Raw genomic sequence first — 21,316 nt, forward strand, 5'->3', positions numbered from 1 at the left:
GGAAAATGGATTTATAACATCTTCTGATAGCGGCTATTGATTTGACTTAATTTCATTTTGTTTTTATGTTACGAAGGGGGAAAGTCGTCTAGTAGTCTTGTCGAAGGAAATCGGCTATAATGTTTAATAGATTTCCAATGCGGTTACTTGGGTAAAAGGGGAATGCTCGTGTCGCAACGAAACGCCGGCTTGCCGTCGCCGAAACGGCTGATTTACACCCATATCGCCGAGCTGGGTCAAGCCTCCAAGGCGGAGCTGCTGGAGCGTTTTGCGATGACCAGCAGTACGATGACCCGTCTCCTGGAGGAGATGGTATCGGAGCAACTGATTCTGGCTTCGGGATTCGGGCCGTCCAGCGGCGGCAGAAGACCGATTCTATACGAGACAAATCCGGAGCACGGCTATTTCTTCGGCTTGGAGATCTCCCGATTCTCCTCGTCGCTCGGCTTTTTCGACGTGCGAATGAATCCGATGTCGTTTACGCGCTGGCGCATGGATGAGGCGATGACGCCCGAACGCGTCGTCGAGCACGTGGCCGCGAATATGAGGGCTATTCTGAACGACCACAAAATCGATTCCGCCAAAGTCGTCGGAGTAGGCATCGGCGCGGTAGGTCCGCTGGACAGGGAGCGGGGCGTGATCGTGAAGCCGAAGTATTTCTCCTCTCCGGGCTGGGTCGACGTGCCGATCTGCCGCATGATCGAGGAGCAAACCGGCTTCCGCGCGGAGCTGGAGAACGGCGCCAACGCGGCGCTTATGGGCGAGCAATGGGCGATGCGCGGCTCCAATCCGCTGCATATGCTGTACGTGCATGCCGGGGTCGGGCTGCGCTCGGCGATGATGTCCTATGGCCAGATCATTCACGGATCGCTGGATATGGAAGGCGCGATCGGGCAGATGATTATCCAGACCGACGGACCGCGGCTGAGCGAGGACGGCAATTTCGGCGCGCTCGAGGCGTTCGTATCCGTGCAGGCGCTGGAGCGGTTGGCGCAATCGCGGGCGAAAATCAGCGGGGGACAATGGAACGACAAGCTTCGGGTGCCTCCGGATCGCATTCGCTACGAGCTGCTGCTCCAGGAGCTTAGACAGCGCAACGCGCATGTCGAGGAACTGTTCGAACAAGCGGCCTCGCATCTCGGCATCGGCCTGGCCAACATGATCAACATGCTGCATCCGGAGACGGTTGTGCTGGGAGGAGCGCTGATGAATTCGTACGATCGTTTCTTCGAAACGGCGATCGGCATCGCGCGTAAAAACGTATATTATTATCCGGAGTACGAACCGATTTTCACCAAGGGCGAGCTGCAGGAGGACGCCGTCGCGACCGGGGCCGCTCTGATGGTGTGGAAGAAGATGCCGGTTTAAACCGGGCGAAGGACAAGGGCGGAAAATTGCAGCCGAACCAGGGCCGTTTTCCGTCGTTTTTTTATAGTTGAACTCGGCTCCCGATGTGGTAACATGTGGAGGGATAAAGCTTCATTACCTTCATTCTTCGCCGAAAGGGATGTTTAATCCATGCCGTTAGTCGATATGCCGCTAGAGAAGCTGAAAGAGTATCAGGGAATCAATCCGCGTCCGGCCGATTTCGACGCCTATTGGGAGAGAGCGCTTACAGAAATGCGGGCCGTCGACCCTCAGGTCGAGCTCGTTCCAAGCGCCTTCCAGACGCCGTCCGCCGAATGCTTCGATCTTTATTTCACCGGCGTGCGCGGCGCGCGCATTCATGCCAAGTACGTTCGCCCGCGCCACGTCGCCGAGCCTCATCCTGCGGTCGTGCAGTTTCACGGGTATTCCGGCAACGCCGGGGACTGGTTGGACAAGCTGGCCTACGCGTCGCTCGGCTTTTCCGTGCTGTCGATGGACTGTCGCGGACAGGGCGGCTTCTCGGAGGATACCGGAGGGGTCAAGGGCACGACGCATCACGGCCATATCATCCGCGGTCTGGACGATCATGAGGACAACCTGCTGTTCCGGCACATTTTTCTCGATACGGCTCAGCTTGCGGGCATTGCGCTCGACCTTCCGGAGGTCGATCCGGAGCGCGTATACGCGGCCGGCGGCTCCCAGGGCGGCGCGTTGACGATCGCCTGCGCGGCGCTGGAGCCGAGAGTGAAGAAGCTGGCGCCGGTATTCCCGTTCCTGTGCGATTATAAGCGGACTTGGGAGATGGATCTGGCGAAGGACGCGTACCAGGAGCTGCGGACGTTTTTCCGCCATTTTGATCCGCTGCACGAGCGCGAGGACGAGATTTTCACGCGGCTCGGCTACATCGACTTGCAGTATTTGGCGAACCGGATTCGCGGCGAGGTGCTGATGTTCGTCGGCTTGATGGATACGATCTGTCCGCCATCCACGCAATTCGCAGCCTATAACAAGATAACCGCTCCCAAGCGGCTCGTTGTCTATCCGGACTTCGGCCATGAGCATCTGCCGGGCTCGGGGGACAAGACGATTCAGTTTTTCCTGAGCGAGAACTGAACAACCGGGCGTTGCGCGGGTTTTCTGATAGTCACAGGGCAAAGGGCATGTCTTCTTCCCGGCAGTTTCGACTGCTTGGGAGAGACATGCCCTTTCTTAACGATACAGAATTTATAAGTTTCACCCTTATCCTTGTCTGTATCGTCTCCGACAAAAACGCGTTCGCCGTCCTATGGACGCCGCAGGTGTTTTTGCTTGTCGTCCTGTCTTAGGGATTATCGAACAGCAGCGTCTGAATCGCGTGGGCGGGAATCGACGTTTCCGCCAACTCGTCGTTATTGCGAAGCGTGAACGGAACGGCCTCGTCGGTTCGGTTCAGCACGACGACGGCGATTGTGCCGTCCGCGTTGCGGAAGGCGGTCGTCTCCAGCTTGTCGGTATATTTCGTGCAGCCGATCCGCACCGCGCCCGGGCGAATGTATTTGCTGAAGTGCCCGATGTAATAATAAGAGCTTTGGTACGTCAGCGAGTCGGATTGGGTATCGGCGATGATCGGAGCGTCGCAATAGTTGCCCACATGGTTCGGGCCGCCCTGCTCGTCGAGCACGATGTTCCAGTCCGTCCAGGCGGACATCCAGTTGTTCAGGTTGCCGATAATGTCGTGCGCATAGCGTTCGCCGCTTTTCCAGGAGCCGAGCTGCACGCCGCCTTCGTGGCAGCCTTCGGTGAAGACGAGCTGCTTGTCCGGGAAGCGGTCGTGCACGGCGGACAGCGACTCGAAGTGGTCGCCCGAATACCAGTGGAAGCCCGCGCCCCAGATGTATTTCGAAGCTCCCGGGTCCTCGAAGGCGATTTTAGCCCGATCGTAGAGGCGCTCCTTGTTATGATCCCAGATCATCAGCTTGACGCGGGACAGATCGGCCGCTTCCAGCGTCGGTCCCAGATGATTTTTAACGAAGTCCCGTTCCTCTTCGCCCGTATAGATGCACGAGTCCCAGCGTTGAACCGCCTTCGGCTCGTTCTGGACCGTCAGTCCCCACACCGGCAAATCTTCCGCTTCGTAGGCCTCGATGAATTTCACGTAATAGCGGGCCCAGGCGTCGCGATATTCCGGCTTCAGCTTGCCGCCGTTGTTCATTTCCCCGGTCGTCTTCATCCATTGCGGCGGGCTCCAGGGGGAGGCGTACAGCCGGAAGTCGTCTCCGGCCGCGTTTGCGGCCTGCTTGATGTACGGGATCAGCGTCTCCTTGTCCCGGCTGATGTCGAAGTTGGCGAGCATCGGATCTTCCTCTTCCACGTAAGCGTAATTGCCGAGGGAGAAATCGCAGCTGTTGATGTGCGTGCGGCAGATCGTATAGCCGATGCCGTCCTGCGCGTTGTAGTAGGAGTTGATGATTGCGTCGCGGTTGCTCTCGCCGAGCTTGGCGGCGGTTACCGCGGAAGCTTCCGTAATGGCGCCGCCGAAGCCGACGATCTCCTGGTAAGTCAAGTCTTCGTAAATATTGATCAACGGCATTTCTACGCCTTGTTCGTCCGGACGGAAGGTCAGGGAGCTTTTCTCCGTTAGCCTGTCTTGGGAATGCTGCTCGGTCTGAATGACTCTGATCGTTCTTTGGCCCATCGTCGTTACCTCCATAAGTATATTCGTACTTTATTATAGGAGGAAAAATAGCGGAATTTGTAGAAACAATATGATTGTAAACCTATACGATATGGTCATTCTAATCCGGAAGACCGGGGTGGTCGTGAAAATGGCGATTAGCGCAGTCGACGTTCGTTTATGCGGACACTCGAGGCATCGGGAGCCCTTCAAGCAGGAGTACAAGAACGGACTCGACACCTATATTATCCGATTGCAGCTTGAAGGAACCTGCCAGGCGCTCGTCGACGGGAGGATGACCGATCTGATGCCGGGCGATCTGCTGCTGTGCAAGCCGGGCGATCCATACGAGCTGAGGATCGGCGCGCCCGGGGAGGCAAGGGTGAAGCCCAGCGGCGATTATTTTATGATGTGCGCGGGAGCAGGTATGGACGAGTGGTGGGCGGAGAAAGAGCGGCCGACGCTTCGGAAGATCGCCGAGGACGAGCGGATCAAGGCGGCCTGGCATCAGCTGTTTCTCGAAAAAAGGAGGCTGGACGGGGGACATCCGGAGCTGATTTCCCTGATCGTCCGCACGCTGTTGCTGCTGCTTGACCGCGCGCTGGAGGAAGCTCCGCCGGCGCAGTCCGCGGCCGCTTTTCACGCGATCCGCATGCGGAATTTTGTGGAGGAGAATGCCTCAAAGCCGCTGAGGCTGGAGGAAATCGCCGGCCATGCGGGGCTAAGCGTGTCGCGCGCCGTTCATCTGTTCAAGGCTTTTTTCGGAATGTCCGCGATACAGTATGTTCAGCAGCTCCGCCTGGCGCACGCGGTCAACCTGCTGGAGCACAGCGTGCTGTCGCTGGAACAGATCGCTTACGAGACGGGACTGGGCAGCTACACTTACTTCCACCGGGTATTTCGCGCGGCGTACGGGATTTCTCCGGGCGTCTACCGGAAACGGCGGACCAGGGACGATTGACGCGGAGCGGCTATTCGCGGAGGATTTGACAGATTCCTGCATTTTCAACATAATAAAAGGAACAGAAGCCGGGGAAGCACCTCACAAAGTCCAACACAATACGTGTGGCTTTGTCGGGTGCTTTTTTTGTAAAGGGGAGGCGACGGAATGAAGAAGAAACGGGACGAAGAGCCGGTCGTTCGCGAGCAGCCGGTGACGTACGACGACTATGCGGCGATGCCGGACGACGGCAACCGGTACGAGATCATCGACGGCGTGCTGGAAATGATGTCTCCGGGACCGATGACGATTCATCAGAAGGTGAGCGGGGAACTATTTCTGGCTTTGCAAAGCTGTCGCTCGAAGTATGAAATCTATTACGCTCCGTTTGATGTCATTTTAAGCAGAACTACCGTGCTCCAACCGGACATTATAATGATTCATCATAGCCGACTCGATATCGTCAAGAAGCATGGAGTCGAGGGAGCGCCGGATCTGGTCATCGAAATTCTTTCTCCGAGCACGCGCAAGCGGGACAAGGTTGTGAAGGCGGCGGTTTATGCGGAGCACCAGGTGCCGGAATACTGGCTTGTCGATCCCGAAGCGCGAACGTTGGAGCAATATCGGCTGGACGGTGAGCGTTACGAATTGGTGCGGACGTACGTTGAGGACGATCGGGTTTCTTCGGACAAGCTGCCTTGCGTTTCTTTTGTGCTGGGAGAGATCTTTAACGAGGTTGATGGATTGAATTTTCCGACTTAACTGGAGGGGAAGGAGCGCAAGCGCGATGAAGAAAAAACGGGAAGACGAGCCGGTCGTTCGCGAGCAGCCGGTGACGTACGACGACTATGCGGCGATGCCGGACGACGGCAACCGGTACGAGATTATCGACGGCGTGCTGGAAATGATGTCTCCGGGACCGACGAAGATTCATCAGGGGGTGAGCAGGGAGTTGTTGTTTATATTGCTGCAGAGCTGCCGCTCGGAGTACGAAATCTATTACGCTCCGTTTGATGTCATCTTAAGCAGAACCACTGTGCTCCAGCCGGATATTATCATGATTCATCGCAGTCGATTGGAAATCGTCAAGAAGCATGGGGTGGAGGGGGCGCCCGATCTTGTCGTGGAGATTCTTTCCCCAGGTACGCGCAAACGGGACAAAGTCGTGAAGGCGGCGGCTTACGCCAAGCACCAGGTGCCGGAATACTGGCTTGTCGATCCCGAAGCGCGGACGTTGGAGCAATATCGGCTGGACGGTGAGCGTTACGAATTAGTGCAGACGTACGAAGAAGACGATGGAGTTTCCTCGGACAAGTTGCCGTGCGTTTCTTTTGTGCTGGGAGAGATCTTTAAAGAGGTTGATGGATTGAATTTTCCGACTTAGCTGGAGGGGAAGGAGCGCAAGCGCGATGAAGAAGAAGCGGAAAGACGAGCCGATCATTCGAGAGCAGCCGGTGACGTACGACGACTATGCGGCGATGCCGGATGACGGCAACCGGTACGAGATTATCGACGGCGTGTTGGAAATGATGTCTCCGGGACCGATGACGATTCATCAGGCGGTGAGCGGAGAGTTGGAATTTTTGCTTATGCAGAGCTGCCGCTCGGAATATGTCATTTTCGATGCCCCTCTTGATGTCATCTTAAGCAGAACCACTGTGCTTCAGCCGGATATTATCATGATTCATCGCAGTCGATTGGAAATCGTCAAGAAGCATGGGGTGGAGGGGTCGCCCGATCTTGTCGTGGAGATTCTTTCCCCAAGTACGCGCAAGCGGGACAAGGTCGTGAAGGCGGCGGCTTACGCCAAGCACCAGGTGCCCGAATACTGGCTTGTCGATCCCGAAGCGCGGACATTGGAACAATACCGGCTGGACGGTGAGCGTTACGAATTGGCGCGGACGTACATTGAGGATGCTCGGGTTTCTTCGGACAAGCTGCCTTGCGTTTCCTTTGTGCTGGGAGAGATCCTTAACGAGGCTGATGGATTGAATTTTCCGACTTAACTGGAGGGGAAGGAGCGCAAGCGCGATGAAGAAGAAGCGGAAAGACGAGCCGATCATTCGAGAGCAACCGGTGACGTACGACGACTATGCAGCGATGCCGGACGATGGCAACCGGTACGAGATTATCGATGGTGTATTGGAGATGATGTCTCCGGGGCCAATGACGATTCACCAGGCGGTGGTCAGAGAGATTGAATTTCTAATGATGCAGAGCTGTCGCTCGGAATATGAGATTTTCAGTGCGCCTTTGGATGTCATATTGAGTAAAACGAACGTGCTCCAGCCGGATCTCCTGATGATCCATATCAGTCGACTCGACATCGTCAAACCCCACGGAATCGAAGGCGCGCCCGACCTCGTGGTCGAGATTCTTTCCCCAAGTACGCGCAAACGGGACAAAGTCGTGAAGGCGGCGGCATATGCCAAACACCAGGTGCCGGAATACTGGCTTGTCGATCCTGAGACGCGGACGCTGGAGCAATATCGGCTGGACGGTGAGCGTTACGAGTTGGAGGAGTTGTATGAAGAGGACGACCGGGTTTCCTCGGACAAGCTGCCTTGTATTTCGTTTAGACTTGGAGAGGTTTTTGACTCTATTCGCATGATTGGCTCGTAGTTAGATTCGACGCATAGATCATCCGACTCCAAGCGCGAATCAACGGAGAAGTGAAAATGAGGGTTAGAGAACAGTGAATCACGCAACGAAAATCAAAATCGGAATCGCAGGGATCGCGGCGCTGGGGTTGGCGGTAATCGTTATGGCCGTCGCGCTCGTGGCCGAAGGCCTGGGAAACATGCGAGAGGCCGACGAGGCCGATATGCCGCGAGCGTACGAGTACGGGACGGCTGTCGCTGCCAACGGCATGGAGCTGCATTACTTGCAGACGAGGCCGTCCAACGTCGAACCTCTGAGCGTCCGCAACAATGTGTCGGCAGCCGCTTATTATGGCATTAACGGAGGCTTCTTTTACGAGGATGCCTTGCTTAGCGTGTCCGTCATTAACGACGCGCCGGTGCACGGGGAACCGGGGCAATACGGGGCCGGCGATTCCAATGCGAAATATGCAAGAGGAACGCTGGTATGGGACGGCGTCTTGGATCGGTTAAGTGTGCAGGTCGTTCGTCAGGCACAGGAAATAGAAGTAACGGATCGTTCGCGTTTCTGGGCGCAGGGCGGCATCAGCATGAGCTTGCCCCTCGGCGAGGAATGGGCCTTGCAAGCGACCGAGGAAGCGGCGCCGCTGCCCGACCAGAACAGTTTGCGTTCGGCAGCCGTTTACGATACGGAGGGCAATCTGTATCTTGTCGTAAGCGCAACGAAAGGACCGCTGGCGGCTTTCCGGACTGCGATCGTCGAGCAGATCGGCGCGGGCAAGCTCGTAGACGGCATCTTTCTCGACGGAGACGGCTCCTCCCAGCTTCACAGCCGGGAAAAGAAACTTTCCGGAGACGGCAGGCCGGTCGTGCAGATGCTGCGGCTGATCGAATAAAAGCGGCCCATGCGTCGCTTCCAATATGGAAAAGCTGCCAAGGCGGCGCCTAGTGAAGTCCGACATATAAGTTGGTCTTTGCCCGGGGGCCGTCTTTTTGTTTGACAAAATTCGACGGCGTATACCATTTGGTAGACGCGGAGCGGTCTCGGAATGGCCTATAGTAAGGCCGATAACGGCATAAAATGGAGGGGATCAAGCTTGTCATTCAAACGATCACGACCAATAAAACGTCCCGGATATCTCGGAACCTCTGCCTTACTCCTCGCTTTCGCGCTGCTCTCGGCTTTCGGTCCGGGACGCGCCGACGCTGCGGAGCCGCGTTTTCTTACCTTCATGTACGAGGATTTTTCGCAGCATACGGATGTTCTGAAATTCAATTACGATGCCTCTACCGCATCGGGAGGATCGGGCACGGTGCTGCGTCTGGTGCCGGCGAGCGCGTCGAAGAGAGGCTCCGTTTTTAATATCGAGCGGGTGTCGCTGCAGGACGAGCGTTCCTTCAGCGCCTATTTTACGTTTCGGCTGCACGGACAGGGCGGGTATTCCGATGGGGGCAACAGCGCGGGCGGAGACGGCTTCGTATTTACGGTTCAAACGTCAAGCAACTCCGTCGCTTCCTCCGGAGGAACGCTCGGGTACGGATCCATTCCGGAAAGCGTAGGGATCGAATTCGACACCTGGAGAAACACTGAGGACGCTCATAACGACGCTTCAAACAATCACGTAGCGGTCAACCTGAACGGCAATATGAAAGATCCCGTTGCCTATCAGGATGTGACCGGCATCGATTTCAAAAGCGGCAGTATCGTCCACGCCTGGGTCGACTACAACGGTCCGCTGGGTTTAATAGAGGTGCGCGTCGCGGAAACTTCCGATCGTCCGGCCGCGGCTGTATTGGTTCATCCTTTGACGCAAAAGCTGACCGCGGTGCTCGGCTCCGACGACGTCTACGTCGGATTCACGTCCGCTACGGGAGGCTCCTATCAGAATCACGATATTTTGTCCTGGTATTTCACGAATCGCTTCGATCCGATCGACGTTGCGAATAACGAATACAAGCAGGCTCCTTCCGGTTATCTTTTGGATGTCTCCCCTGTCGCGCAGACGGACGGAAGCGTCGAAGTGACGGTGACCGCTTCGGGAGGCTCGCATAACGATAACGTGCCGATCCGTCTGTCGACCGACGATCCGAACGCGGAGGTCGATCCGGCCGAAGCGGTTACGGATTCTGCCGGACAGGCCGTTGTCCGCATTGTGTCGGTCGACGGAGAGAGCGTTGCGACGACATTAACGGCAGAAGGACCGGGCGGTGTCGTGCGCCGGGCTGCGATCAGCGTTCCGGGACGCACCGCTCCTCCTCTGGAAAGCGATATCGAGGCCAACGCGACGAACGGCATCGTGACCGTTAGCGGCGTTCCGGTCGGCGCGATCGTCCGCTTGTACGATTCCGAAGGAGGTTTGATTACGCAAGAAATATCGGCAGCGGGAGGCAGACTCGAAATTCCGGTTAGCGACCCGGCCTTGTCGCCCGGCGATTCGATCGGGGTATCCTTCCAGGCTGCGCCGAAAGCCGAGAGCGCGATCGTCTATGCCGACCCGCGCTACCGTACTTCCGCTCCGGCCGCCGAAGCGATCGAAGCCGATGCGGAAAGCGACAAGGTGACGATAGCGGACGTTCCCGAGGGCGGCGTAGCGATCGTATACGACGAGAACGGCAACGAGCTTGGGCGGGGCACGAATCCGGGACCGGGCAGCGGCGTCGTTGTCGTCATTACGCCAGATCTGGAGCCCGGCGATGCATTGGAAGTCACCGTCGCGGTTCCGGGGGAGCAGGAGAGCGAACCGACCGGTGCGGTCGCAAAGGCCCGTTCCCGCGTTCCGGCACCGCCGGACGTCCGCTTCGTCGGAATTGCCGACCGCCGGATCGAGATGGTTAACGTTCCGGCAGGCGCGGAGGTACGCATTTACGACCTGGCCGGAACGCTGATCGGGCAAGGAACGAATGGCTTAGGGACGACCGGCGAAGCGTTGATCGAGCCGATCGATCTGGATTCGCTCGCCGCGGTGCGCATTTCCTATATGGAGCCGGACAAGCTGGAGAGCGAACGCCTGACGGTCGTCATCGACGAGATCGCCAAGGCGCTTCTGGACGATGCCGTACGGGAGCTTGAAATCGGCTACCAGTCCGGCGATACGTGGGAAAGCGTAACGCTGCCGATCTTCGTCGCCTCGGTCGGCAAGCATTCGGCCGCCGTGCAATGGGTTTCCAGCAAGCCGGCCGTCGTGGAGCTGGCCGATCCGGCAGGGGGAACGATCGCAGCCGCGGTACATCGGAAGGCGCAGGACGAGAGCGTAATCCTGACCGCGACGGTTTCGCGCGACGGCTTGAGCGCTGCGCGGACTTTCCTGGTCATCGTCAAGGCGGAGGGAATCTCCAAAACCGCGACGCCGAACGTGCGAACGGTCGAATTGCAAAGCGAAGACGAGGAGGCGCCGTCCGGAGCCGTCCCGGTGACTCGAATCGAGCTGTCCGACGGAGCGGTCATCGACAAGGTGGTGCTCGAACCCGCGGTCGCGCAAAGCTTCGTCGCCCATCCGCCGACTCACGACCGGGTCGCCGCGTTGATCGTGGACGAGGCGCCGGGAGACGCGGCGGACGAATATGCGATCGAGGTTCCGGGGGAAGCGGTGCGGTTGCTGGCGGAATCGGGCATCTCGCTGCGCGTCTCTACCGCATTCGGAACCGTGGAGCTTGCGGCGCCCGTATTGACGGCGATGAGCGAAAACGGACTTGATCTGTTTTTCCGCATCGTGCCGGTTAAGGACGGGGCGACGCAAGCGGATGTCCGCAACCGGCTGCGGAACGATCCGGCCGTCGCCGCGTTGGCGGCAGGCGGCAAAACCGCGGTGCCGGCGGGCACTCCGATGCGCATTCAGGCCAATTACACCGGGTATGCAACGACGGTAGGCCTGCCGCTTGGCGCGCTCGGAACGGTCGTTCCGGGCGGGAACGCGGACGAGTATTACGACAGCCTACGCATCTATATTCTTCATAGCGACGGTGACGTGGAAGCGACCCGTCCGACGCTCTTGCCGGAGGAGGAGAGCATTGCGTTCGAGGTCGACAAGTTCAGTGTGTTCTCGTTGTTTCGTCTGGTCGCGGCGAGCGGAGGAAGCTCCGGCAGCGGCGGAACCGGCGGAACCGGAGGAACGGGAGGCGGTTCGGGACAGGGAGAAGCGGAAGAGAACGCTGCGGGCGAAAATAGTTCCGGTACCGGCGATGACGGGGCGGCAGAAACAGATAATCATCCGTCGCGCGAAACGTCCGGGGGCTACGTCCAAGGTTATCCGGACGGGCTGTTCCGTCCGGAGGCTGAAGTAACAAGAGCGGAAGCCGCCGTCATGCTGGCCAGGCTGCGCGGCTTAACCGAAGCCGGCGGTTATGCGTCCTTGTATCCGGACGTATCCGAGGCGCATTGGGCGGCATCGCCGATCGAGCGCTTGAGCGGCCTCGGCCTGCTGATCGGGGATAATCGCGGCCGATTCCGCCCGGCGGATTCGATTACCCGCCGAGAGATGGCGACGATTGTCGAGCGGTGGCTGCGCGAAGTCTCCGGCGCCAATGCTTCTACGGACGCCGACGCTTCGTTCGCTGGCGCGGGGGAAACGCCTTTCGCCGATGTCGCAGCCGCGGATTGGGCGGCCGAAGCGATCGCCGCCGCTTACGAAGCCGGCGCGATGACCGGCTATCCGGACGGCCGATTCGAGCCGGCAAGGCGGCTGACGCGGGCGGAGATCGTCGTCGTGCTTAATCGATTGACGGGAAGATCGGACATCCTGTCCGTCGTCGAACCGTCCTGGCAAGACGTGTCCCGCGGCCATTGGGCTTTCGGGGCGATCGAAGCGGCAACGCGTTCTCTCTTGCCGACAGAAGCGGTTATCCCTGTCGCTCCGACGACGGGTGCCGAGTGACGCATCCGCATCCGCAGCCCACAGCGGAAACGGCGGTATCCCCCTCCCTGAGCGAGGGGGATATCTTCAAATCGGGGCGTGCGGGATGTCGATTCCGCACGGTTAGCTGAAGTCGCAGGGCTGTTCGATCAGCTTCAGGCGGATGGCTTCCGTTACCGCTTTCGTGCGCCGGTTGACGTTCAGCTTGCTGAAAATGCGGTGCGTATGCACTTTAATCGTCCCTGCCGTTACGCCCAGCCGGATGGCGATTTCCTTGTTGGTCAGACCTTTGGCCAAATAGTCGAGCACTTCCAGCTCCCGCTCGGTCAGAGAATCCAGGTCGCGCTCCGCGGACGGAGCGGGGGGCGTATCCTCCGCGCGGTCGGCGGACGAGAGCACCGTCGTCAGCTTGGACATGAAGAGCGCTTGCGAGGCCAGAATGCGCAGCGCGTCGCCGTGCTCCTCCGACAGCGGAGGAACGCCGCCCGGGCGCTCCAGGCACAGCATGCCCGTCATCTGCTGCCGCGCGAAAATCGGCAGGCACGCGACGCCGCAGCCGGGATGGGCGGGCCAGAACGGATCGCCGGCGAACAGTTCCTCCTGTCCGGCATGACTCAGCACGACGGGTTTGCCCGTACGCGAAGCGTAGTTTACGACCGTCCAGGGAACAAGCGTCTCGTTGTCGGCGGATTGCCGTCGGCGCTCCGCGCTCGCAACGGGTCCGCTCAGGTCTCCGTGCTTGTCCCAGCCATGGGCGACGGCCAGCCGCCCGTCGCGGGGAGCGAGCAGATACAAGCGTTCTCCTGAAGCCGTGTCAAGAATCGTCTGATACAGCTCGTCCAGGACGGAACGGGAGCTGACCGGATGGGACAGCGCGATCGAATGGCGTATAATTTTCAGCAAATCCCGCTGTTCGGTCTCGGGCCCGTTCGCTTCCCGCGCCGCCGCTTCCTGCGAAGCGCGATCCGCCGCAGGAGAAGCCGAACGAGCCGGGGGAAACCAGTGCGGGTACTCCCGGCGCAGCATCAAGCGTTTCGCTTCCGCTTGCCAGAGGCCGCAGGCTTCGTCCGCTTCCAGCCAGTAGGCCTGGGCCAAGCGCTCGCGGTTTCTCTCCAGATGATAACGGGAGGCGCATTCGCAGATGACCGCCAGCGACTGGAAGTCGCCCTGCGTCCGGGCAAGCGCCGCCGCTTCGTCGTACCGGGCGATCGTCCGCTGCTCCGGCTCGCGCCCCCGGCGTCGTTCCGCGGCCAGGAGCGCCGCGCGGTGGGCGAACGGCTCCGGCGACATGCGCGTCCATTGCGCGAAGCGCCGTTCTATGGCACGCAGCCTCGCGGCCCGTTTCATCGAACGACTGCCGTGGCGGCGGCTTAGCGCGGCCAACGCAATTCCTTCATAGAAAAGCAGCATCGGCAGATGGGGGAATTGCACCGCGAACGAGACGAAGGGCCTGGCGAGCGCCGCCGCCGTAGCGGCTTCTTCGTAACGGCCCAGCAGGCAGGCCAGCTGCGTTCGGTACGTGTAGACCTGAAACAGCGTCACTTTGCCGTTGTCATGATTCCTCAAGCCTTCGAGAAACGCTTGCTCCTCCTGAAGTCCATCCGTCACGGTCAGGTCGAACGGGGCGGACGCCGACAGCTTCTCGACCATTTCGGCGTATATCCGCATATTGACGCATACGACCTCTTCCTTGGTCTGCTCCATCACCTGCATGCTCCGTCCCAGCACCTGCCGCATCCGGTCGAGGCTCAGCTTGCCGTAGCCCACGTTCATCATCCCGCCGATCGCATAGCTGGCGAATATATAATCGCCGGCTTCGACCGCCATTTGCGCGGATTCCCAGAGCGCGGACTCGTCCCGGTCGGCGGCCCGCATCCAGGGAGCGACAACGCAATGGAACATGACGCTCACCTGGGCCAGAAGCGAATCGCTGCCGGATCGCTCGGCCTGTTCGACGGCCAAACGGCCCAGCTCGAAAGCGAGCGGAGGGTCGCCTCCCATCGTGACGAGCACCATGCCGAAAGCCGCATAGACGGCCGGAGACAACGGGGACGAGCCGGTGCGGAACATATCGCGGATCAACCGCGCGGCCATCAGGGCAAGAAGATCCCGGCGATAGAAGAAAGCCGGCCCGATCAGCGCCCCGAACAGCTCGATCCGCAAGCGCGCGGCTTCGTTGTCCGAAACCGGCAGGCTGCGCAGCTCCGCGACCCGGCGCCGCAGCAGCTTGCGGGTTCGGGCAATCTCCAGCTTCACGGCCCAGCGCGAAGGACGATCGGGAATGGCCAGCCCGTCTTCGCGCAGAACGGCCAGCCCGGCTTCGATGGCCGGCGCGAACTTGCCGGAGCGCGAATGATGGGCGATCCGCAGCTTGGCGACGCGGGCGCGTTCGACCCAGCGGCCGGCCTCGCCGTCCGCCTCGGCCAGCAGCGCGGCGGCCCGTTCGTCGTCGCCGCATAGGAAAGCGCATTCCGCGCAAGCGAGCAGCAGCTCGAACCGGGACGGGGCGCCGTCGATGGCCCAGGCGCCCTCGGCGGCCGCACGGCCGGCGGCGGGCAGCGCCCGTTCCAGATACTTGGAGGCCGCCTCGTAATTGCCGGCCTCCATCGCCTTGCGCCCGGCCCGGACGTTGCAGGCCGCCGCCATGCCGCGCTGCTCGTCCGTCAGCAGACGCTCGGCCCGGTTCAGATGGTTGGCCGTCTCGAACAGCCCGGTATCTTCCCCTTGCCCGTGTCGATCGAGGGCAAGGCCGTACAAGCCCGCGGCGAGATGGATGCGCTCGCGTTCGGCCCAATCGCTGAGAGAATAGGCGGCCTGCCGGATGCGGTCGTGCGTGAACCGGTAGGTTCGCGCTTCATCGCGCTGTCCTTCGTCGCCGCTGGCGGAGGAAACGCCCAACAGTCCGGCTTTAACCGCGATGTCCAATCCCCCGGCGCAGTCCGGCTCCTCCGGGTCTCCGATCGCCGTCAGCGTATCGAGATGGAATGCGCTGCCGATGCAGGCGGCGCAGACGAGCAGTCTGCGCACCCGCTCCGGTAGACCGTTGATCCGTGCGGTCAAATAGTCGAGCTGGCCTTCGATATCCTGCAGCGCTTCCAATTGCTCCGGCCGCCAGGCCGGTCCCTCCGGAGTCGAATACACGATGCCTTGCTGCACGGACGTCAAGAGCAATTGCTTGAAATGAAACGGATTGCCGACCGACTTGGTGAACAGCTTGTGGCCCAGCTCGAACGCCCGGGGTCCGCTCAGTCCGAGCGAATCGGCTAGCAGCGCCTCCACGTGCTCCAGCTCCAGAGGGGCCAGCCGAAGGCGCTGGACGGAGCCGGAGGACGAGCAGGATTCGGCCCAGCGAACAAGCTCTTCCGCCGTCTCTTCTCCGCCCTCCTCCCTGAACGTGCCGATCAGCCAGAAATGCCGGATATCCTGGTCCGCGAGCAGCGATTGCAGCAGATGAAGCGCCGCCTTGTCCGCCCATTGCAGGTCGTCCATGAACAGCACGACGGGGCGGTCGGGCTGCGCCAGCGTGCGGATGAGCGTGCGGAAGGTTTGCTCGAAACGAAAAGGCGCATCTATGACGGAGTCCCGACTTGACGACGGCAGCTCGGGCAGAAGCAGCCTCAGCTCGGGAATCGCGTCTCCGACCGAGGCGCCGCCGGAGCGAAGCTCCGGCTCCAGCAAGCGCTGCCAGCGCAGCAGCGCTTCGTCCGGCTCCGTCAGCAGCTTGCGGATCAGAAACCGGACGCCGTCGATAATGGCGTGATAGGGGTCGCGGTTCGCCAGCAAGTCGAATTTGCCCCAGGCGAACAGACAATCGTTCTCGATTGCGGGCCGCAGCAATTGCCGAATCAGCGACGTTTTGCCGATGCCCGGAGGACCGGAGACCAGCGTCAGCTCCGTCGTCCCCAGCGAAGCGAGCCGGAACGTCGCCTGCAGCTCCGCCAGTTCGGCTTCGCGTCCGTATACCCGGTTCGTCCATTCCGTCTTCAGAGCGATGGCGGTCATCGCGCGTCCTCCATTCCGATAATGAGTTGTCTCCATCATAGAGGATGAAGACGGCCCGGTTCAACAGAAAACGTCCTGTTCTCTGCAGGAAAGATCATCGCCAAAGTCCGTCCGATGCATTAAGCTGGTGATGGGGCATCCATGCTAAACGCGAAGCGGGGGATCCGGAATGTACAAAATATTGGTCGTGGATGACGAGCCGCGGGCGAGTATGGGCATCAAAAGCTTCCTGCTGGCTTCGGATTTGAATATTGCCGCCGTCGAAACCGCGCTGAACGGGTTCGAGGCGATCGACTATTTGCGGATGGAGACATTCGACCTGCTGATTACCGACATCCAGATGAGCCGAATGAGCGGGATCGAGCTGATGGAGACCGTCTGCATGGAGCAGCCGGGCCTTCCCGTCATCGTTATCTCGGCCCATGAGAAGTTCGATTTCGCCAAGCGATCGATCAGTCTGGGGGCCAAGGAATATTTGGTCAAGCCGGTGGAGCGGGACGACCTGCTGAACGCGGTCGCCAGAGTGCTGCAAGAAAAAGAGGAGATCGGCCGCAAGACGCTGGAGCTCTCCCGGAGGCAGCGGGAGGAAGAGAAGGAGGCGGACGAAGCGGCCGGCCGCAACGAATTGCTGCTGGAGCTCGTCACCGAAGGCAATCTGTCCGGGAAGGACTACGAGGACCTGGTTGCCCGGCTGGGAGAGGAAGCGAAGGACCGTTATTTCGGCGTGATGTCGATCCGCCTCGACCTTAGCCGCGCCGGATTCAGCCGGCGGGAAATTGCGCTGCGCGACCGCAAGCTGCTGAAGTACGCCGCCATTAATATTTTGGGCGAGAGCCTGGCGGAATGGAACGGGGTCGTCATTAACGGCTTCGGCAACGAGCTGATCGCCGTCATCCAGCTGTGCGATCAAGAGTTGTCCGGCCAACGCGTCGGGGCCAAGCCGCAGTCGCACCTGATCGGGCAGATGATCCACTTGAACCTGAAGCAATACTTGAACGTGGACGCGACGGTGGGCATGAGCTCGCTGCATCCGAACCTGCTCATGCTTCCGAAGCTGATGGAGGAAGCGGGGAAGGCGGCGGAATGGAGCGGACTTCATCCGGGCAATCGCGCGGCCTGCTATGAGGACATCAAGCCGCAGGCCGCGCTCAACATCGTGGATTGGGCCGCCAAGGTGGACGAATACGTGCAGGGACTGAAGACGGGCCTGGATCGGCCGCTTCCCGTGGAGACAAAGCCGATTCTCCGGGCGTTGGAGGAGCTCGGGGATTCGGAGGAGCTGTTCAACAGTTATTTCGGCATGCTGGCTTACCGCCTGTACGGGCTGATGCTGGAATTCGGACCTGCGAGCGGAATATCGCTGCAGCGGTTCGATCCGGACGTCTATTTTCGCCAAACGGCGGGGGTTCGGCGGCTCGCGCTTCTGGACGGGTATATTCAGGAGGCGGCGGAGCGGGTCCGGTTGTCGGTCAAGGAACGGGAGCAGACGATACTGGCCAGAATCACGGGATACATCCGCGAGAACTTTCGCAATCCTGCGCTTAAAATCCAGAATATCGCCGACGAGGTGCATTTCAGCCCGGCTTATCTCAGCTATCTGTTCAAGCGGCAGGCGCGCAAAAATATATGGGACTACGTGACGGAGCTTCGGATCGAAGAGGCCAAGCAGCTGCTGGCGACGACGGATAAAAAGCGGTACGAGGTCGCGTACGAGGTCGGGTACGAATCGCCGGAGCATTTCGGCAGAATGTTCAAGCGCTACGCGGGTGTCAGCCCCGCCGAATATCGCAAGGAAGGTCAGGGGGGAGCGGGCTGAAGCTCAAATACAAGGTGACGCTGGCGTTCCTCCTCTTCATCGTCGGTCCCTTCCTCGTCGTCGGATGGATCTCGGCTTATAAAGCCTCGGACTCGATGAAGGACGAATGGGGCCGAACGACGCTGCAGCTCGTCAGACAAAACCATATGACGATCGAGAAAACGATGGCTTCCGTCAACGGCAAGTCGACGACGTTTCTGAACAACCATTTTTTCGGCGTGTCGGGGGTGTCGTTCTGGACGGATATCGAGACGCTCGGAGAGATTCGGGAAGCGGACAAAATTCTGGAGAGCTGGTCCTCGGACGGGACCGACTTTTCGCTGTATATGCGGAATGCCAACGGAGTCAAGACGCCGATCGACCTTTCCGGCAAGCAGAAGGGCTTCAAGTATCTCGATCCGGACGGCCGGGCCGACCCGGACTGGATCGAGCATGCAATCAAATCGAAGGGAGCCGGAACGTTCCGGCTTATTCAGGAGAGCGACGGGACGACCGATGTGCGCTTCACGCGAAGCATTCTGAATCCGCAGAAATACGACGAGATTGTCGGCTTCCTGATCATCTCGAATTTGAAGGTGCTGCTGACCCGGGATCTGGTGTCGGTGCGGCTGCCTGACCATGCGGGCATTTTCCTGTATAACGAGCTGAACGAGCAGTTGATGAGCACCGGCTCCACGGAGCCGCTGATGAACGAAATTCCCGAGCGGCTGCGGAAAGAATCGGAAGGGTACTTCTTCGACACCCGGGGCGGCCAGCGCTGGTTGTTCGCATTCTCCCACAGCGCCGCGTTCGACACGCTGCTCGTCTACCAGGTGCCGGCCGATTCGATTACGGGCAGCCAGACGGTGTTTCAATGGCTGATCATGATTCTGTCCGCCATCTATTTGGCGATCGTACTGATCTTCGTGCTGTATCTGGTGCGCATGATCGTCAAGCCGCTGGCCCGCCTCGTCTCGATCACGAAAATTTACGAGCCGGGCAAGAAGCTCGATACCGGCGAAGGGGAGCTGCTCCGCTCGGACGAATTCGGCATTTTGTACGGCGCTTTCCTGAAAATGACCCGGAGATTGGACCATCTGTTCGAGGAAAACTATCTGATGGAGCTTAAGCAGAAGGAGAACGAGCTGTCCACGCTGCATTCCCAGATTACGCCCCATTTGCTGTACAACACGCTCGATTCCATCTACTGGTACGCGCTGGAGAACGGCAATGAAGACGTCGGGAATATGGTCAAGGATTTGTCCAAGCTGCTGAGAATCGGGCTGAGCAAAGGAAAGACGATCATCACAATCGGCGAAGAAATCGAGCATGCCGGAGCGTACAGCCGGCTGCAGGCGATGCGCTATCCGAATGCGTTCGAGGTTCGTTGGGACATCGAGGAGGGCGTGCAGTCTTATTTGACGCCCAAGGTAATTTTGCAGCCGCTTGTCGAAAACGCGATTTTCCACGGCGTAAGCGGCATGGACGGAGAAGGGGAGGTCGCGATCTCCGTTCGCCGGGAGGAGGGAGAAATTCGAATGATCGTGGCCGACAACGGCTTCGTTCCGGTGGACGTCGATCGGCTGAACCGGATCGCGAGGGGCGAGGAAGGCGAGAAGGGCTACGGCATCCGCAACGTCCATCAACGGGTGCAGCTGCACTTCGGAGAGGCGTACGGACTGCGGTACGAACGGCAGGAGGGCGGAGGCGTCCGGGCGATCCTCAATCTGCCCGCCAGAGAACCGCTATAGACGCGTCGGCCCGTAGGGGACCCGACTGCGGCGGACCAGAAGAAACCTTGCGCATGTCATTGCGCGGAGGTTTCTTTTTTTTGCACGATATGGACGCCGCAGGCGTTTTTGCTTGGTGATTCAGAAAGTATAAAATTCGCATACTTATCTGAATCACCTCCGACATAAACGTTATCCCGCCGATCCCAAGGACGGCGTAAGCCGTTTATGCTTGACGATACAGAATTTATAAGTTTCACCCTTATCCTTGTCTGTATCGTCTCCGACAAAAACGCGTTCGCCGTCTTAAAGACGCCGCAGGCGTTTTTGCTTGCGCGGGCCGGTTGTGCGATCCCCGGTTTACATCACACTCAGCCGGGAATAGATCATCGTCTTAAGCGGGGCGCCCTTCTATACTGGGATCAACGGAAAGGAAGTGAACCCCTTGAGCGGGAGAATGAAGCTGCTGTGGAAATACCGGTACTTGACGATGATGGTCGCGCCTCCTCTCGTCGTGCTGCTCCTGAACAACTATTTGCCGATGTTCGGGGTGTTCATCGCCTTCAAGAACATCAATTATATCGACGGCATCTGGGGAAGTCCGTGGGTCGGCTTCGACAATTTTACGTTCCTGTTCACGTCGGGCTCGCTGTGGAGAATTACCCGCAACACCGTGTCGTACAGCCTCGTCTTCATGGCCGTCAACCTGCTGCTGTCCATCGGGATCGCCGTCGCCATCAACGAAATTCGCAGGCGCTGGCTGGCCAAGAGCTATCAGACGTTTCTGATCATGCCGTATTTTCTGTCCACCGTGGTCGTGAGCTACCTGGTTTACGCGTTTCTGAATCCCGACAAAGGGTTTCTGAACCATACGATCATCGAGTGGCTGGGCGAGGAGAAGGTGTACTGGTACGCGGAAAAAGGCTACTGGCCGTATATTCTGACCGTGGTCAACGCATGGCGGAGCGTCGGAATCGGCGCGGTCATCTACATCGCCGCGATCGCCGGCATCGATCCCGAATACTACGAGGCCGCGGTGATCGACGGGGCGTCCAAGTGGCGGCAGATTTTCCACATCACGCTGCCGACGATTCAGCCGGTCATCATCATTATTACGATCCTGAACATGGGACATGTGTTCAATTCCGACTTCGGGCTGTTCTATCAAGTGCCGCTCAATTCCGGGGCGCTCTATCCCGTGACCGATACCGTCGATACCTACGTTTTCCGCGTGCTGAGAGAATTGAACGATATCGGAATGTCGTCCGCGGCGGCGCTTGTCCAGTCCGTGCTCGGCTTCGCGATGGTGCTGATGACGAACGCCACGGTGCGCAAAATCAACAAAGAGCAGTCCCTGTTCTAGAAAACGACCCGAGGT

General features: G+C 59.4%; 14 protein-coding genes. 12 read left to right on the forward strand and 2 right to left on the reverse strand.

Annotated features, from left to right (window positions below):
• Positions 1-162 precede the first annotated feature (162 nt).
• Positions 163-1,368: an ROK family protein gene (locus ACFFT4_RS16285; RefSeq protein WP_378049359.1), complete on the forward strand. Its 1,206-nt coding sequence runs from the start codon at positions 163-165 to the stop codon at positions 1,366-1,368.
• Positions 1,369-1,518: 150 nt separating this feature from the next.
• Positions 1,519-2,481 carry an alpha/beta fold hydrolase gene (locus ACFFT4_RS16290; protein ID WP_378049361.1) on the forward strand — a complete coding sequence of 321 codons (963 nt, stop codon included), beginning with the start codon at positions 1,519-1,521 and terminating at the stop codon, positions 2,479-2,481.
• Between the two features lie 208 nt (positions 2,482-2,689).
• Here the strand turns inward: ACFFT4_RS16290 and ACFFT4_RS16295 are convergent, their stop codons facing one another.
• On the reverse strand, positions 2,690-4,042 hold the full coding sequence (locus ACFFT4_RS16295) for a glycoside hydrolase family 30 protein (protein WP_378049363.1): 1,353 nt from the start codon (positions 4,040-4,042) through the stop codon (positions 2,690-2,692).
• Between the two features lie 130 nt (positions 4,043-4,172).
• Between ACFFT4_RS16295 and ACFFT4_RS16300 the strand changes: the two genes are divergently transcribed.
• The 7 genes from ACFFT4_RS16300 to ACFFT4_RS16330 all read left to right on the forward strand — a co-directional run bounded on the left by ACFFT4_RS16300 (position 4,173) and on the right by ACFFT4_RS16330 (position 12,432).
• Positions 4,173-4,982: an AraC family transcriptional regulator gene (locus tag ACFFT4_RS16300; RefSeq protein ID WP_378049364.1), complete on the forward strand. Its 810-nt coding sequence runs from the start codon at positions 4,173-4,175 to the stop codon at positions 4,980-4,982.
• 147 nt (positions 4,983-5,129) lie between these two features.
• The gene (locus ACFFT4_RS16305; protein WP_378049366.1) at positions 5,130-5,723 is read left to right on the forward strand and encodes a Uma2 family endonuclease; all 594 of its coding nucleotides are present in this window, start codon (positions 5,130-5,132) and stop codon (positions 5,721-5,723) included.
• 25 nt (positions 5,724-5,748) lie between these two features.
• Entirely contained in the window at positions 5,749-6,345 is a 597-nt protein-coding gene (locus ACFFT4_RS16310) for a Uma2 family endonuclease (RefSeq protein WP_378049368.1), read from the forward strand.
• 25 nt (positions 6,346-6,370) lie between these two features.
• A complete protein-coding gene (locus tag ACFFT4_RS16315; RefSeq protein WP_378049370.1) occupies positions 6,371-6,967 on the forward strand; it encodes a Uma2 family endonuclease in 597 nt (198 codons plus the stop codon).
• 25 nt (positions 6,968-6,992) lie between these two features.
• Positions 6,993-7,583, forward strand: coding sequence for a Uma2 family endonuclease (locus ACFFT4_RS16320; protein ID WP_378049372.1), 591 nt, complete (start codon positions 6,993-6,995; stop codon positions 7,581-7,583).
• Positions 7,584-7,656: 73 nt separating this feature from the next.
• The gene (locus tag ACFFT4_RS16325) at positions 7,657-8,457 is read left to right on the forward strand and encodes a hypothetical protein (protein WP_378049373.1); all 801 of its coding nucleotides are present in this window, start codon (positions 7,657-7,659) and stop codon (positions 8,455-8,457) included.
• 336 nt (positions 8,458-8,793) lie between these two features.
• On the forward strand, positions 8,794-12,432 hold the full coding sequence (locus ACFFT4_RS16330) for an S-layer homology domain-containing protein (protein ID WP_378049375.1): 3,639 nt from the start codon (positions 8,794-8,796) through the stop codon (positions 12,430-12,432).
• 102 nt (positions 12,433-12,534) lie between these two features.
• Here the strand turns inward: ACFFT4_RS16330 and ACFFT4_RS16335 are convergent, their stop codons facing one another.
• Positions 12,535-16,413: an AAA family ATPase gene (locus ACFFT4_RS16335; protein ID WP_378049376.1), complete on the reverse strand. Its 3,879-nt coding sequence runs from the start codon at positions 16,411-16,413 to the stop codon at positions 12,535-12,537.
• Positions 16,414-16,582: 169 nt separating this feature from the next.
• Here ACFFT4_RS16335 and ACFFT4_RS16340 point away from each other — a divergent pair, with 169 nt between their 5' ends.
• From ACFFT4_RS16340 to ACFFT4_RS16350, 3 genes are all read left to right on the forward strand, one after another.
• The gene (locus tag ACFFT4_RS16340; RefSeq protein WP_378049378.1) at positions 16,583-18,229 is read left to right on the forward strand and encodes a response regulator transcription factor; all 1,647 of its coding nucleotides are present in this window, start codon (positions 16,583-16,585) and stop codon (positions 18,227-18,229) included.
• Positions 18,230-18,243: 14 nt separating this feature from the next.
• The gene (locus ACFFT4_RS16345; RefSeq protein ID WP_378049380.1) at positions 18,244-19,959 is read left to right on the forward strand and encodes a sensor histidine kinase; all 1,716 of its coding nucleotides are present in this window, start codon (positions 18,244-18,246) and stop codon (positions 19,957-19,959) included.
• Positions 19,960-20,374: 415 nt separating this feature from the next.
• Complete coding sequence (locus ACFFT4_RS16350) at positions 20,375-21,301, forward strand: ABC transporter permease (RefSeq protein ID WP_378049382.1); 927 nt, start codon at positions 20,375-20,377, stop codon at positions 21,299-21,301.
• Positions 21,302-21,316 lie beyond the last annotated feature (15 nt).

Source organism: Cohnella cellulosilytica (assembly GCF_042431195.1).
Taxonomy (GTDB): Bacteria; Bacillota; Bacilli; order Paenibacillales; family Paenibacillaceae; genus Cohnella; species Cohnella cellulosilytica.